This window comes from Streptomyces sp. NPDC048383, assembly GCF_040651775.1.
Lineage (GTDB): Bacteria > Actinomycetota > Actinomycetes > Streptomycetales > Streptomycetaceae > Streptomyces.
Map to the genome: position 1 here is coordinate 62,573 of NZ_JBEZKS010000014.1, position 14,915 is coordinate 77,487.

General features: G+C 74.1%; 11 protein-coding genes and 1 pseudogene. 7 read left to right on the forward strand and 5 right to left on the reverse strand.

Going from position 1 to position 14,915, the window contains the following annotated elements:
* Positions 1–804, reverse strand: coding sequence for an SGNH/GDSL hydrolase family protein (locus AB0D46_RS12740; RefSeq protein ID WP_362877391.1), 804 nt, complete (start codon positions 802–804; stop codon positions 1–3).
* 205 nt (positions 805–1,009) lie between these two features.
* Between AB0D46_RS12740 and AB0D46_RS12745 the strand changes: the two genes are divergently transcribed.
* A complete protein-coding gene (locus AB0D46_RS12745; protein WP_362877325.1) occupies positions 1,010–2,107 on the forward strand; it encodes a DUF5925 domain-containing protein in 1,098 nt (365 codons plus the stop codon).
* A 42-nt stretch (positions 2,108–2,149) separates the two neighbouring features.
* On the opposite strand, the gene AB0D46_RS12750 is transcribed toward AB0D46_RS12745, so the two are convergent.
* Positions 2,150–2,536, reverse strand: coding sequence for a GntR family transcriptional regulator (locus AB0D46_RS12750; protein WP_362877326.1), 387 nt, complete (start codon positions 2,534–2,536; stop codon positions 2,150–2,152).
* Positions 2,537–2,607: 71 nt separating this feature from the next.
* On the opposite strand from AB0D46_RS12750, the gene AB0D46_RS12755 reads away from it, so the two are divergent.
* The 4 genes and pseudogenes from AB0D46_RS12755 to AB0D46_RS12770 all read left to right on the forward strand — a co-directional run bounded on the left by AB0D46_RS12755 (position 2,608) and on the right by AB0D46_RS12770 (position 6,747).
* Complete coding sequence (locus tag AB0D46_RS12755) at positions 2,608–3,549, forward strand: GNAT family N-acetyltransferase (protein WP_362877327.1); 942 nt, start codon at positions 2,608–2,610, stop codon at positions 3,547–3,549.
* Positions 3,546–4,031: a DUF402 domain-containing protein gene (locus AB0D46_RS12760; protein WP_362877328.1), complete on the forward strand. Its 486-nt coding sequence runs from the start codon at positions 3,546–3,548 to the stop codon at positions 4,029–4,031. The genes AB0D46_RS12755 and AB0D46_RS12760 overlap by 4 nt, the downstream gene beginning before the upstream one ends.
* 171 nt (positions 4,032–4,202) lie before the next feature.
* Positions 4,203–5,371 (forward strand): annotated as a pseudogene (locus AB0D46_RS12765) (serine hydrolase domain-containing protein).
* 290 nt (positions 5,372–5,661) lie between these two features.
* Positions 5,662–6,747 carry a lytic polysaccharide monooxygenase gene (locus AB0D46_RS12770; RefSeq protein ID WP_362877329.1) on the forward strand — a complete coding sequence of 362 codons (1,086 nt, stop codon included), beginning with the start codon at positions 5,662–5,664 and terminating at the stop codon, positions 6,745–6,747.
* A gap of 96 nt (positions 6,748–6,843) precedes the next feature.
* On the opposite strand, the gene AB0D46_RS12775 is transcribed toward AB0D46_RS12770, so the two are convergent.
* On the reverse strand, positions 6,844–7,707 hold the full coding sequence (locus tag AB0D46_RS12775) for an alpha/beta fold hydrolase (RefSeq protein WP_362877330.1): 864 nt from the start codon (positions 7,705–7,707) through the stop codon (positions 6,844–6,846).
* A gap of 206 nt (positions 7,708–7,913) precedes the next feature.
* On the opposite strand from AB0D46_RS12775, the gene AB0D46_RS12780 reads away from it, so the two are divergent.
* Entirely contained in the window at positions 7,914–9,020 is a 1,107-nt protein-coding gene (locus AB0D46_RS12780) for an acyl-CoA dehydrogenase family protein (RefSeq protein ID WP_362877331.1), read from the forward strand.
* A gap of 1 nt (position 9,021) precedes the next feature.
* Here AB0D46_RS12780 and AB0D46_RS12785 read toward each other — a convergent pair whose 3' ends face one another.
* Together AB0D46_RS12785 and dnaE are read right to left on the reverse strand one after the other, a co-directional pair.
* The gene (locus AB0D46_RS12785) at positions 9,022–10,023 is read right to left on the reverse strand and encodes a hypothetical protein (RefSeq protein WP_362877332.1); all 1,002 of its coding nucleotides are present in this window, start codon (positions 10,021–10,023) and stop codon (positions 9,022–9,024) included.
* Positions 10,020–13,532 carry a DNA polymerase III subunit alpha gene (dnaE, locus tag AB0D46_RS12790; RefSeq protein WP_362877333.1) on the reverse strand — a complete coding sequence of 1,171 codons (3,513 nt, stop codon included), beginning with the start codon at positions 13,530–13,532 and terminating at the stop codon, positions 10,020–10,022. Before dnaE ends, AB0D46_RS12785 begins: the two co-directional genes overlap by 4 nt.
* Before the next feature lie 159 nt (positions 13,533–13,691).
* On the opposite strand from dnaE, the gene AB0D46_RS12795 reads away from it, so the two are divergent.
* Positions 13,692–14,810 (forward strand): DUF3533 domain-containing protein, encoded by a 1,119-nt coding sequence (locus AB0D46_RS12795; RefSeq protein WP_362877334.1) that lies wholly within the window; start codon positions 13,692–13,694, stop codon positions 14,808–14,810.
* Positions 14,811–14,915: the final 105 nt, after the last annotated feature.

Genomic DNA, 14,915 nt, shown 5'->3' on the forward strand with positions numbered 1-14,915 from the left:
TCAGGCCTTCGACGTGAAGACCGGCAGGTAGCCACCCGATTGACCGGCGGCCGTGGGGTGGTACGACTCGCCGATGTTGAGCCAGTTGAGGCTGTGCAGCCACGCGTTGCCGGAGCAGATCTCGTGGTCGGTGAAGGCGCCGGCGACCGAGGCGTAGGTGAAGCCGTGGTCGGCGGCGCGCTTGGCGATGGCGGCGTTGAGGTGGTCGGCCGCGCCGTTGATGGCGGAGCGTTCGCCCTCGGTGAGGCCGGTGACGCAGTTGCCGTTCAGCTTGTAGAAGCGGGGATAGCCGATGACGACCACCTTGGCGCCGGACGCACGGCCGCGGATGGAGTTGTAGACCTGGTCGAGCTGACCGGGCAGCGTGGAGTCGACGTACCCCTTCGCCTGGTTGACGCGGTTGACGCAGGTGGACTCCGACTGGAGCACACACGTCGTCATGACGTCGGAGAATCCGGCGTCGTTGCCGCCGATGGTGATGCTGACGAGGTCGGTGCCGGAGTTGAGCGGGCCGAGTTGGTTGGCGAGGACGTCACCGGTACGGGCGCCCGAGCACGCGGTGAAGGAGAAGGTCTGCGGGGAGTGGGCGGCGGCCCACAGGGCTGGGTAGGCCCGGTTGGTGCGCTTGCAGTTGCCGCTCCCGCTGTCGTAGTTGCCGGCGCCGACGCCGGAGGAGTACGAGTCGCCGAGGGCGACGTATCCGAAATCGGCCTGGGCGGCGGACGCCTGACCGGCGCCGAACAGGGCGGTACCCGCGGCGAGGACCAGGGTGGAGGCGAGTGCTGCGAAGCGCGACATTCTCATGCTCATGTGTGCGGCTCCTTGTGGGGGTTACTCCTGAGTCCGTGGTACAAGCAGCCGGCGGTTTCTGGAAGCGTTCATGCCAAGAATGTTCGGGGTGGGAACGCGCCGGAATCTTCACTCCCGACGCGTTTGAAGAGGGAATTCGGACACCCCATCCGGCGAAACACAGGTGCAGGAGGCCAGTTCGTGCCGGATCATGGGCGCCATGCCACCAGACCCGCATGCCGTGCTGCCGATCCGGCTCAATGTCGACGACAGCGATTCGCCGTCGGACGTGGTCGACGCGCTGTTCCTGGGCCGCTTCGCGTCCGGCGAACAGCCCTATTCGCAGAGCGTTTCCATCGAACGGGTGAAGACGGAGGCGACGCTGCTACCCCCGGCGGCGACCGTCCTGCGCTCGGCGCGCGACACCGACCGCAGCGCGACCCTCGCCGAGGGCGAGGGCTGGACGCTGCTGGTCTCCCGGTGGAGCCGGGGCGCCGACGTGACCGTGACGGCGGTCAGCGACGAGGTGGCCGAACGGGTCCTGGGCGAGGCTACGGACGGGGCGCAGGACGAGCCCGAACCGCAGCCGGAGAACGTCACGATGGGCTTCTGGTACGTCTCCCCGCGCCGCGGCCCCTACCGCACGACCCGGCAGATCTCCGCGGGCACCTGGGACGAGGTCCGCCCCAACTACACGGCTCCGGTGGCCGGTGCGATGGACCGGCTGATGAAGGTCACCCCGGACGACATCGCCGGGCGGCTGCTCCTGCTGCACGGACCGCCCGGCACCGGCAAGACCTCGGCGCTGCGCACGCTGGCCCGGTCCTGGCGGGACTGGTGCCAGGTGGACTGCGTCCTGGACCCGGAGCGGCTGTTCAACGACGTCGGCTACCTCATGGACATCGCGATCGGCGAGGACGAGGGCACGGCGAAGGGCCGCTGGCGGTTGCTGCTGCTGGAGGACTGCGACGAGCTGATCCGCGGCGAGGCCCGGCACACCGCGGGCCAGGCGCTGTCACGGCTGCTGAACCTGACGGACGGTCTGCTCGGTCAGGGCCGCAACGTCCTGGTCGGCGTCACCACCAACGAGGACCTGGAGCGGCTCCACCCGGCGGTGGTCCGGCCGGGCCGCTGCCTGGCCCGCGTCGAGGTCGGCCGGTTGACCCACGGGGAGGCCGTGGAGTGGCTCGGCACCGACGAGGGCGTGTCCCGCGAGGGCGCCACCCTGGCCGAGCTCTTCGCCCTGCGGCGCGGCACCGGCCCGGCCGCCGTCCTGCCGGCGCAGTCCCCCGACCGGGAAGCGGGCCTCTACCTCTGACGCCGAGGGGCGCCCCGACGGCACCGGGGGCACGCGCCGGGGCTACTTCCCGTACCGGGCCCGGAGGGCCTCCGTGGCCGCCGCCAGGGCCTGTTCGCGGGTCAGGCCCAGCCGGTGGGCCCGTTCCGCGTAGGCCTGCGCGGCCCCGGCGGCCTCGCGGGCGGCGCCTTCCCCGGCCGCCGCGACGAAGGTGCCGTTGCGGCCCCGCGTCTCGATGACCCCGTCGGTCTCCAGGGCCCGGTAGGCCTTCGCGACGGTGTTGGCGGCCAGTCCCAGCTCCTCCGCCAGTCCCCGTACGGTGGGCAGCTTGAAGCCGGCCGGCAGTTTCCCGGACCGGGCCCGGTCGGCGATCTGCGCGCGCAGCTGCTCGTAGGGGGCGGGCGATCCCGCCCCGTCGTCAAGAGTGATCTTCAGGTTCGTCGGGGTCACCCGGCCGATTCTCCCCCACCGCCAAGTAATTCGGAGGCGTCCCCCACCCTCGCGGACGTAGCGTCGGCCACATGATTCCCACGATCCGCGACCTCCGTGCGGGCGACGTCGCCGACGCCGAATCCGTCGTCCGGGTACGCCGTTCCGCACTCCCCTTCCTCATCACCACCGCGGCGGGCGTGGGCCACGAGCTCACCTCCGCGCACCCCGACGGCCACCACCGCGTCCTGCTCGCCGAGGCCGGTGGACTTCCCGTCGGCACCGTCTCGGTGGGCGTGGCCCACCGGGGAACGGAGCCCGGACAGGCGTACCTCAACGCGTACGTCGACCCCGAGCACCGCGGACTGGGCGCCGGCGGCCTACTGGTTCGGGCGGCCGAGGAGCATCTGGCGGCCCTGGACGTGGTGGACACGTACACCTGGGTGCTGGACGAGCCGGAGCACCGGGCGTTCGCGGAGCGGCGCGGGTACCGACCGAGCCGTTCGGCGCACTTCCTGCGCCTGGACCTGACGGCCGCCACCCTGCCGCCGCTGCCCGCGCGGCTGCCCGCCGGGGTGGAGCTGCGCCCCGGCAGCGCCTTCGCCTCCGATCCGCGCCCCCTGTACCGGGCCGACGCCGAGGCGACGGCCGACGAGCCGGGGGACGTGCCGGTCGGGCTGGACGACTACGAGGACTGGCTGAACGACGTGTGGCTCGACCCGGGCCTCGACCACGAGCTGACCACGGCCGTCCTCGTCGACGGGGTCGTGGCGGCCTTCTCCGCGGCGCGGACCGACGGGGCCGGCCGCTACGGCTCGGCGATGACCGGCACCCTGCGCGCCTTCCGCGGCCGCGGACTGGCCAAGCTCGCCAAGACCGACTCCCTGCACCGGGCCCGCGCCGCGGGGTACCGGGAGGCGTTCACCGGCAACGACAGCGGGAACGAACCGATGCTCGCCATCAACCGGTGGTTCGGGTACGAGATCTGCGCGTCCGAGACGCGCTACACGAAGAAGGCGGGAGCCGCCCGATGAACACCCGCCGGTGGACCGTCACCCTGACCAAGGCGGGCCGCACCAAGATCCGTTATCCGGCGACGGAGGTGGCCGACGACGGCGACCGGATCTCCGTGCGCGCGCCCTGGGCGGCCGAGGGCGTCAAGGACTTCGGCTTCGTACGCTTCGAACCCGGCGACGTGTTCGTCGAGCACTTCTGGCGGACGCGCTGGTACGCGGTGAAGGAGGTGTGGACCGGCGAGGGCGTCCTCAAGGGCTGGTACTGCGACATCACGCGCCCGGCGGTGGTCCGCGAGGGCGAGATCCTGGTCGAGGACCTGGACCTCGACCTGTGGGTGTCCGCGGACGGGGCGTCGGTGCTGCGGCTCGACGAGGACGAGTTCGAGGCGAGCGGCCTGCGGACGCGCGACCCCGAGGCGGCCGCCCGGGCGGTGCGGGCCCTGGACGCGCTGGAGGACCTTGCCAAGGCCCCCGACGGCCTCGCCCCGCTCCTCCCGTAGATCCCCGCGGCCGGGCCCCGGACGGCTCACCGCGCGACCGGGGTGGGGCGGGCCTACGCTGAGGTGGTTCGCCTGGTTCCCGGACGACCGGAGACTGCCGTGACGCCAACCCACATCCGGCTCCGCCGGGCCTGCGCGACCGCCGCCGCCGCGGGCCTGCTCGCCGCCCCGATGCTCACGGGGTCCGCGTACGGGGCCCAGCCGCCCGCGCGGTCCGTGACCGCCGCCCCCGCCGCCCCTTCGCCGAGCACCGACGACGACTTCCCACAGCTCACGCCGGCCGTCGCGGCGCGGCTGGACGCCGCCCTGCGCCGGGTCATGCGCGAGACGGGGGTGCCGGGCGCGATCGTGGGGCTGTGGGCGCCGGGCAAGGGGAGCTACGTCAGGACCTTCGGCGTGGCGGACAAGGCGACGGGCGCGCCCATGACGACCGGGCTGCACGTCCGCATCGGCAGCGAGACGAAGACGTTCACCGTCACCGCCCTCCTGCGGTTGGTCGACCGGGGCGAGGTCGGCCTGGACGACCCCATCGGCAAGTACGTCGAGGGCGTCCCGAACGGGGACCGCATCACCCTGCGCGAACTGGCCGGCATGCGCGCAGCGGGCTCTTCAACTACAGCCAGGACGCGGACTTCATCAAGCGGCTCGAATCCGCGCCGGAAAAGCCCATCGCCCCACGCCAGTTGCTCGACTACTCCTTCAAGCACCCCGTGCAGTTCGCGCCGGGCGCACGGTTCGACTACTCCAACACCAACCTGATCCTCCTCGGTCTGGTGCTGGAGAAGGTGACCGGCCGGCCGCTGAACGAGGTCATCGAGCGGGACGTCATCGAACCGGCCGGGCTCCGCAACACGGTCTTCCCCACGAACGCGGCGCTGCCGGTCCCGTACGCGCACGGCTACACCGACCAGACGCCCTCGGGCAGCACCGTGGACGCGACCGCCTGGAACCCCTCCTGGGGGTGGGCCGCCGGCGCGATGGCCTCCGACCTGGACGACCTGCGCAGTTGGGCCCGCACGCTCGCCACCGGCACGCTCCTGAAGCCCGCGACGCAGGCCGAGCGCCTGAGGACCACCCCGATGAACATCCCGGGCGACGGCTACGGCCTGGGCATCTTCAACATCCAGGGCTGGATCGGCCACAACGGCTCGATCCCCGGCTACGAGGTCCTCCCGGTATACCTGCCCGAGGCGCAGGCCACCATGGTCATCCTCCTCAACACGGACAACCTCCATGACGGCCAGGAGCCCAGCACCCTCTTCGGCGAGGCCGTCACCGACATCGTCACCCCCGCCCACGTCTACCCGGGCCACGAACCACCGGCCCCGAAAAACACCTGACGGGCGCGAGCGCCCGGGGCCGTGATCACGTCCCCGGGCGCTTCGGCATGCCGGTGCACGCCGGATCCGTCGACGCCTGGGCCCCGTACCTGAGCCCCCGCTTGTCCCTGCCTTAAGTGGAGCCTAAGGATCGGCTTCGGTGGGTGCGAGGGGGCGGAGCGGGCGTTTCGGCGGGCTAGCTTGGCGGGGCCAGGGAGGGCCGGGGACGGCGCCGGGTCCCGATTCGGGGGCGGCGCCGCGCAGTCCGGGCCCGCTGGCGCACCCTGCCCCGTGCCCGAAGGAGTTCCCCCATGCCCGTACGCCGCACCGCCACCCGGATCGCCGTCGTCGGTCTCGCCCCGCTCGCGGTGGCCGCGTACGCCACCGTGCCCGCGGCCGCCCACGGCTCGATGACGGACCCGGTCAGCCGGGTGGCGGCGTGCTACGCGGAGGGTCCGGAGTCCCCGAAGTCGGCGGCGTGCAAGGCGGCCGTCGCGGCGAGCGGGGCGCAGGCGTTCTACGACTGGAACGCGGTGAACATCGCCAACGCGGCCGGCAAGAGCAAGTCCCTGATCCCGGACGGACAGCTGTGCTCGGCGGGCAACGCCAAGTACAAGGGCCTGGACCTGCCCCGCGCGGACTGGCCGGCGAGCCCGATGACGGCGGGCGCGCACACCTTCCGCTACAAGGGCACCGCCCCGCACAGGGGTTCCTTCGAGCTGTACGTGACGAAGGACGGTTACGACCCGACGAAGCCGCTGAAGTGGTCCGACCTGGAGGCGGCGCCGTTCGCGAAGGTCACCGACCCGGGGATGCAGAACGGCGACTACGTGTTCAGCGGGACGGTCCCGAAGAAGACCGGCCGCCACCTCGTCTACAGCGTCTGGCAGCGCTCGGACAGCCCGGAGGCCTTCTACACCTGCTCGGACGTCGTCTTCGGGAAGGACAACGGGGGTTCCGCGGGCGGCGGTACGACCGCGCCCGCCCCCGGTGGCAAGCCGAGCGCCTCGGCGAGCGCGCCGACGGGTACGAAGCCGAGCGCCAAGCCGGGCACGGTCACCTCCGCCCCCGCCACGCCCGCCACCGGCGGGCAGGCCCCGAAGCCGCAGGCCCCGACGGACCAGCAGATCGCGGACGGCGCGGACAAGTCCTCGGTGGAGCACAACGGTCACGGGGACGACGACGCGAAGACCAACGGTCGCACCGACACCGGCGGCCCCGCGCCGCTCGCGTCCTCGTCGCCGGTGGTCGCCAAGGGCGACAACCTCGCGGAGACCGGCGGCAGCGGCGCCACCCCGACGATCGCGATCGCCGGCGCGGGCGCGCTGGCCGCCGGCGCGGCCGTCCTGTTCGGGCTGGCCCGCCGCCGCGCGATCGCGGGCCGGCACGGCCGCTGAGCACCGGACCCGGGTCGGGGCCGAGGGCCCCGACCCGGGTGTCATGATCCACGGCGCCGCCCCAACGGCGCCCTCCCGCCGCGGACCACCTGCGCGTCAGTCGAAGACCGACGCGCAGGTGGTCCGTTCGGCGTTGGCCGGGTCGAGGGCGTTGAGCGCCTCGTGCCAGGTCAGTCGGTCGGTCAGGGCGATGGTGACGTGCTCGGAGAAGTCCAGGGCGCACAGGTCCTGGAGCACGACGTTGCGGACGTTCGGCCCGTCGAGGAACTGGCTCCGGTACGGGGTGACGACCTGGTCGTACCGGGTGGAGATCACGGTGTACTTCACGCCGGGGACGGTGTCGCCGCCCGCGTTGAGCCGGGTCAGGAAGGGGGATCCGGCGATCTGGTCGGCGAGGCCCGGGGTCGCGGTGCTGATCAGGTCCTCGGCTCCGGGGAAGTACGGGAGGAGTTGGGTGAGGCCGAGGAGGGTCGTGCCGTGGTTGTCGGGGGCGATGCCGACGAGCGCGTTGACCTTGGCGGCGCCGCCGAGGAACTTCAGGTAGTGGCGCGGCATCATGCCGCCCTGCGAGTGGCCGACGATGTCGGTCCTGGAGGCGCCGGTGGCGGCGAGGACCTTGTCGACGAAGACGTCGAGCTGGCCGGCCGACTTGTCGATGGGGCCGAGGCCGTGGAAGAAGGGCACGCCGGGGAGCTGTCCGTAGTCCAGGGAGTAGACGCAGTACCCGCGGTGGACGAGGTACGGCGCGAACCCGAGCCAGTTGTCGACGGAGTTGCCGAGGGTGCCGTGGACGAGGACGACGGGGCGGGGGTGCGCGGCGGACGGCTTGCAGGACCAGTTGTTCCAGCCGCTGCTGGGTGCGGTCGGCGCCGCCTGCGCCGCGCCGGTGGGGGCGACGAGGGCGGCGGCGGTGAGGGTGAGGACGGCCAGCGGGCGGAGCAGGCGTCTCCAGGGCAGCATCGTGTGATCTCCTTGCGGGTCAAGGGGAATGCGTGGGGGTTCGGCCCGTGATCCGGATCACAAGGTGGGGCTGCTGTCGTTAAATTACGGGCGAGTAGCAAGACAGGGAAGTTACGCGTCGGTAAAAAATCGCGTGTCGAGTACTTCTCCGGTGTCGCTCGGGAACAATGGGCGCCCCCGAACCCCCGGTTGAGGTGAGCACGGCCATGCAGAGGGCCCCTGGTGCCGGTACCGAACTCGCCGCTCCCCCGGCCCTGGCGGCCGATCCGCTGGTCGCGGCCGTCACGGAGACCGCCGTACGCGTCCTGCGGCCCGAGGCGGAGCGGACGGCCCGGGCGGGGGTGCCCGCCGGGCACCTGGAGGCGCTGACCGCCTGCGGCGCGTACGGCCTGATCGGATACGAACCGGCACCGGGGAGCGAGCTGACACCGCGTCAGGTGGGCCGGGAGGTGCACGAGGTGCTGGCGGCGGTGGACCCGTCGACGTGGTTCGTGTGGACCCAGCACGTTCCGCTGGCCAAGGCGCTGCTCGCGGCGGACGGCCCGGTGGGCGCCGCGCTGCGCGAGGAATGGTTGCCCGCGCTGGCCGGTGGCACCCGACGGGCCACGGCCGGCTTCGCCTTCCTGCGCCACCCGCGCCCGCCGGTCACCGCCGAACGGGTACCGGGCGGGTGGCGGCTGGCCGGCCGGGCCCCCTGGGTGACCGGGTGGGAGGCGGCCGACTCCCTGTTCGTCGGGGCCGTCACCGCCTCCGACGAGGTGGTCCTCGCGCTGGTCGACCGGGCATCGGACGGGAGCATGACCACCGTCGCGGGGGCCCCGCTGTGGGCGATGGGCGGTACGCACACGGCTTCCGTGGAGCTGCGCGACGTCCACGTGCCCGACGCCCGGGTGCTGGGCCGACAACCGCGGGCCGACTGGATCCGGGCGTACGACCTGGAGAACGCCGACGCCCAGCCCGCGGTCTTCGGCCAGTTGCGGGCCACCGCCGACTTCCTGCTCGCGTCGCCCCCGTACGAGGACCTCGGCGTACGGGTCGCCCGCCGGACGGCCGGGCTGCGGGCGCGGGCGTACGCGCTGCGCGACGAACTCCCGCCGGGCGAGGGGGCGGCGGAGCGGCTCGCGCTGCGGGCGGCCGCGCTGGACCTGGCCGTGCGGGCCGCCGCGACCTGCGTGGCCGTGACGGGCGGCCGCGCGATCCAGTACGGGCACACCGCCGGCCGGCTCTCCCGCGAGGCGCAGTTCCACCTGATCCAGGCCCAGACCACGTCCCTGCGTACGGAAACGGCCCGGCTGATGCTCGAAGACCTGTGAGTCAGGCCGCGACCACCCCGGGGACGTGATCCGCCAGGAAGGTGGACGCCGGCCTGACCGTGCCCGGGCCGAAGCGGGCGTTGGCCCGGTCGACGGCGGCTTCGACGGTGAGGCGGGATTCGCGGACGGGGTCGAGGGAGAGCTGCCGGGTGACCCCGGCCGCGCCGGTGAGGTCCTCGGCGCGCAGCGTCATGCCGGTCAGCCGGGCCCGTTGGAGTCCCGCCGCGTACATCAGGCGGTACGCGAGGGTGCGCAGGTCCTCGTCGTGCGCGGAGGCCTCGGTGAGCCGCCGGGACCTCTCCCAGCGGGTGCCGTCCGCGAAGTGGAGGGTCAGGCCAAGGGAGCGGGCGGCCTGCCGGCGTTCGCGCAGGCCGGCGCCGAGCCGGACCACGAGGGCGAGCAGGGCGGCCCGGGTGCGGGGGCCGTCGAGTTCCTGCCGGGTGAAGCGGGTGCGCACGACGGCGGAGGCGGGCAGGTCCCGCGGGGTGACGGGGCGGGGGTCGACGCCGCGGGCGCGTTCGGCGACGGTGCGGCCGGCCCGTTTGCCGAGGATCCGTTCCAGGACTCCGGGCGGGACCCGGGTGAGCGCCCCGACCGTGTGCAGCCCGTACCCGCGCAGCGCTTCGGCCTGCCGGGCCCCGAGTCCGTGCAGCTCCTCCACGGGCAGCGGCGCGAGGAACGCGGCGACCTCGTCCGCGGGCACGGCGAGGATCCCGCCGGATCCGGGGATCCGCGCGGAGGCCGTGGCGGCGACGGCCCAGGTGGTGGAGACGCCGATGCGCACGTCGGTGCCGAGGCGGGCCACGGCGCGCAGCCGGACGACCTCGGCGATGCGGGGGGCGTCGGCGGCGAAGTACCGCTGGGCGCCGCGCGCCTGGACGAGGGCGGCGCGCGGCGGCAGGGCCTGGACGAGGGGGGAGAACTCGCGGAGCAGGTCCAGGACGTCGCGGTAGCCCCGCTCGGGGAGCGCGGGGGCGCAGCGGACGTGGAGGATCGCGGTCATCCGGCGCTCCCGGGGCTGGAGTGCCACAACTTGCGGCCGGTCGCGGCGCCTTCGCCGGGCGGGCGGAGGTCGGCCCACGGGTTCATCTCGTAGCCGGTCGGCAGGTGGATGCGGCGGCCGGAGTCGCCGGAGTCGCCGGAGCCCTGGGGCAGGGGTTCGGCGAGCCGGGCGGTGACGGCTTCCAGGCCGCTGCCGGCGCGCAGTTCGGCGAGGGCGGCGAGATCCCAGGCGGCGGCGCCGACCACGCTGAGGCTCTGCGGTCCGCGCCGCTGCACGACTCCTCGTACGAGGAGCAGGAAGGAGTGGAAGACGGTGTGCGCGCAGGCTTCCTGGCTGTCGTCGAAGAAGGCGAGGTCGACCAGGCCGGTGCCGTCGTCGAGGGTGCTGAAGATGACGCGGCGGCCGGAGCGGATCGGCGGGGTCTGGGTGGCGGCCTTGGCGCCCGCGACCAGGACGGTCCGGCCGTGGTCGGTGTCCCGCAGCCGGCGGGCCGGGGTGACGCCGAGTTCGGTGAGGAAGGCGTGGTGGTCGCCCATGAGGTGGCGCGAGGCGTCCATGCCGAGGATGCCGAGTTCCGCGCTGAGCCGTTCGGCGTCGCCGAGGTCGGGCAGGCCGACGCGGGCGGTGGACCTGCCTCCCCCCAGGGGGAGTTGGGTGCTCCCGCCGCCTGCGGAGCCCGAGGCGCGGTGGGCGCCGTGCAGTTCCGCCAGGTGCAGCATCAGGTCACGGCGGTTGGCGCCGAAGCAGTCCAGGGCGCCGACCTGGGCGAGGCGTTCGGCGACCGGGCGGCCGGGCCGGGCCCGGTCCCAGAAGTCGCGCAGGGAGGCGTAGGGTCGTCCGGCTTCGATGCGCGCGACCTCGGCCTCGCTGATGCCGTGGACGTCGGAGAGGGCGAGCCGGAGCCCCCACCGCTCCGGCGGACCGGACACCAGTTCGATTCGATGGGCGGCCGTCGACCGGTTCACGTCGAGCGGGAGCACGGGCACCCCCCGGCGCCGGGCGTCGGCCAGCAGCAGCCGCTTGGGGTACATGCCGGGGTCGTGGGTCAGCAGTCCGGCGTAGAAGGCCGCCGGGTGGTGGGTCTTGAGCCAGGCCGACTGGTAGGTGGGCACGGCGAAGGCCACCGCGTGCGCCTTGCAGAAGCCGTAGCTGCCGAAGGCCTCGACGATCTCCCAGGTGCGGGCGATCACCTCGGGCGCGTAGCCGCGGCCGCCGGCCGCCGCCGCGAACCAGACCTTGATCCGCGCCTGCGAGCCGGGGTCGGACAGCCCGCGCCGGACGCGGTCCGCCTCGTCGCGGCCGCACCCGGTCATGACGTGCACGATCTCGATGATCTGCTCGTGGAAGACGACCACCCCGTACGTCTCGCGCAGCGCGTCGGCGAGGTCCGGGTGGGGGAAGCGGACGGGGGCCCGCCCGTGCCGGGCCTCGATGAAGGGCCGCACCATGTCGGCGGCGACCGGTCCCGGCCGGAACAGCGAGATGTCGACCACGAGGTCGTGGAACGTGGCGGGCTGGAGCCGCCCCACCAGGTCGCGCTGGCCCGGGGACTCGATCTGGAAGCAGCCCAGCGTCTCGCCGGAGCGGATCAGCTCGTACGTCGCCGGGTCGCCCGGCGGCAGCTGCGCCGGGTCGTCCAGGTCAAGTTCCCGCCCGGTCTCCCGGCGCAGTTCCGCGACCGCGTGCGCCATCGCGGACTGCATGCGGACGCCCAGCACGTCGAGTTTGAGCAGCCCGAGGTCCTCCACGTCCTCCTTGTCGAACTGGGACATGGGGAAGCCCTCCCCGCTGGTCGGGACGACGGGGGTGCGGGCGAGCAACGAGGCGTCCGAGAGGAGCACCCCGCACGGGTGCATGGCGGTGCCGCGCGGCAGTCCGTCCAGCGCCTCGACGAGGTCCCAGAGCCGGCCGTACGACTGCGCGCGCACGGAACGCAGTTCGGGCAGTTCCTCCAGGGCGGCGCGGGCGTCACGGGCCCGGATGTGCGGGAAGGCCTTGGCGAGCCGGTCGACGGCGGCCGGGTCCATGGACAGGGCCGCGCCGACGTCGCGGATGGCGTGCCGGACCCGGTAGGTCTCGGGCATCGAGACGGTGGCGACGCGTTCGGCGCCGAAGCGGGCGATGATCCGGCGGTAGACCTCCAGCCGGCGGGCGGACTCCACGTCGATGTCGATGTCGGGCAGGACGCGGCGGCGCTTGGAGAGGAAGCGTTCCATCAGCAGGCCGTGCGCGACGGGGTCGGCGTGCGCGATGCCGATGAGGTGGTTGACCAGGGAGCCGGCGCCGGAGCCGCGGGCGGCCACCCGGATGCCCATGTCCCTCACGTCGTCCACGACCTGGGCGACCGTCAGGAAGTACGAGGCGTAGCCGTGGTGGGCGATGACGTCGAGTTCCTCGTGCATCCGGTCCCAGTACGCGCGCTCGCCGGCGTGCCCGCGCAGCACCATGCCGGCCGCGGCGCGCGAGGCGAGGACCCGCTGGGCGGTGCGGTGGGCGGCGCCGACGAGGCGGGCCTCGGGGAAGTGCACGGAGCCGATGCCGAGGTCCCCCTCGGGGTCGACGGAGCAGGCCTCGGCGGTCTCCCGGGTACGGGCGAGCAGGCGCCGGGCGTCGGCGGGGCGCAGCCCGGCGGCTTCGGCGATCCGGTCGGCGGCCTCGGCCATGGCGGCGGGGGCCTTGAGCCAGCGTTCGCCGGTGTCGTGGGGGCCGCGGGGGTCGACGGGGACCAGCCGGCGGGCCGCGTCGAGGACGTCGGCGACCGGGCCCTGGCCGGGGTCGGCGTACCGGACGGCGTTGGTCAGCACGGCCGGTACGCCCTGCTGCTCGGCGAAGCCGACCGTACGGGCGGCCAACCGCAGCGAGCCGGAGCCGGTACCGGCGCGGCCGTGGTGGACGGCCTCCAGGCGCAGGGAGTCCCCGTAGACCTCCCGCCAGGGCGCGAGCAGTCGGGCGGCCCGGTCGGGGCGGCCCGCGGCGAGGGCCCGGCCGACCTCGGAGCCGGGGCCGAGCAGGACGAACACCCCGTCGCCGCGCAGGGCCTCCCGGGGCAGCAGCGGCGCCCGGGTGCGGGCGGTGCCGGTGGCGCCCGGGTCGGCGGCGGCGTCCGCCGCGTGCGCGGCGGTGACCATCCGGCACAGCTCGGCCCAGCCGGTGGCGCCGTCCCGGGCGAGGAAGACGGCGCGCGCGGCGGACTCGTCCACGAAGGCCCCGCCCTTGACCGGGACGCGCCGTCGGTACGGGGTCCCGCCCGGCGCGGACACCGGATCGCCCGAAGGGCCCCCCGCGTCCGCCGCCGGAGCCACCGCCAGGTCGACTCCGAACAGGGGCCGGATCCCGGCTGCGGCGGCGGCCTTGGTGAACCGCACCGCGCCCGCGAGGGTGTCGCGGTCGGTCAGGGCGAGGGCGTCCATGCCCCGCTCGACGGCGCGTTCCGCCAGCCGTTCCGGGTGGGAGGCTCCGTAGCGCGTGGAGAACCCCGAAACGGTGTGCAGATGCGTAAAACCAGGCACCCGCGGCCTCCTGCTTCCTTCGATGCCCCCCGGCTCGTTCGGTCTGTCCCCCGCTCTCCACCATAGAGCAATTCGAATATTCGTGCGAAACACTTGTTCGGTCATCCGTTCGGTCCTCCCCTGCTGCGCCGCGCCCCCGACACGCCGAGCGTGGGAGGCATGACCCAGCCCACCCAGAGCACCGACCCGGGTCCGCCCGGCAGCTTCCTCGCCGAGATCAAGGACGCCGTGACCGTCCGGGCCGCCCTGCTGGTCCTGGGCGTACTGGCCCTCCAGCTGGCCTTCATCACCTCCTACATCGGGGCCTTCCACCACCCGAAGCCCAGCGGGATCCCGATCGCCGTGGCGGCGCCTTCCGCGCCGCTCGCCCAGCGGACCGCGCAACAGCTCGACGGGCTGCCCGGCAAGCCGCTCGACACCCGGGTGGCCACGAACGAGAGGGACGCCGTCCGGCTGATCCAGAACCGCGACGTGGACGGCGCCCTGGTCGTCGACCCGGAGGGCACCACCGACCGGCTGCTCGTCGCGGGCGGCGCCGGAGCCTCCCTCTCCCAGGCCATCGAGGAAGTCGTCGCCCTCGCGGAGAAGAGCCGGGGCCGCACCGTCCGGATCACCGACGTGGCCCCGTCCGCCACGGGTGACGGGCGCGGCCTGAGCTCCTTCTACCTCGTCGTCGGCTGGTGCGTCGGCGGCTACCTGTGCGCCGCGATCCTCGCGATCAGCGCCGGGGCCCGGCCCGCCAACTCCGCCCGCGCGGTCATCCGGCTCGGCGCGCTGCTCGCGTACGCGATCGTCGCCGGGCTGCTCGGCGCGGTCATCGCGGGCCCCGTCCTGGACGCGCTGCCCGGCTCCCTGATGGCCCTGTGGGGCCTCGGCACCCTGGTCGTCTTCGCGGTCGGCGCGATCACCCTGGCCCTCCAGGGGCTGGCGGGCGTCGTCGGCATCGGCCTGGCGATCCTGCTGGTCGTCGTGTTCGGCAACCCGAGCGCGGGCGGCGCCTACCCGTACCCCCTGCTCCCGCCGTTCTGGAGCGCCATCGGTCCGGCCCTGCCGCCGGGCGCCGGCACCTACGCCGCGCGGTCCATCGCCTACTTCAAGGGCAACGGCGCGGGCGGGCCGATGCTGGTGCTGGCGGCCTGGGCGGTGGCCGGATCGGCGATCACGATCGCCTGCGCGGCCTTCCGCAAGGGCCGGCCGGGAGCCGCCGTGGGCAGCGGCCTCGACGACGACTCCCCCGCCGTCGCCCGGTTCGCCGACGACGGAACCCCGCGCCGGTGAACCACCCGCCTTCCGCAACCGTCGGGGACCGGCCGAGCAGGCCGTCCCCGTCAAGCGGATGGAGCCCGGCGCCCAGGCGCGGCTGGGGGCGCTCGGCCTGCCGGG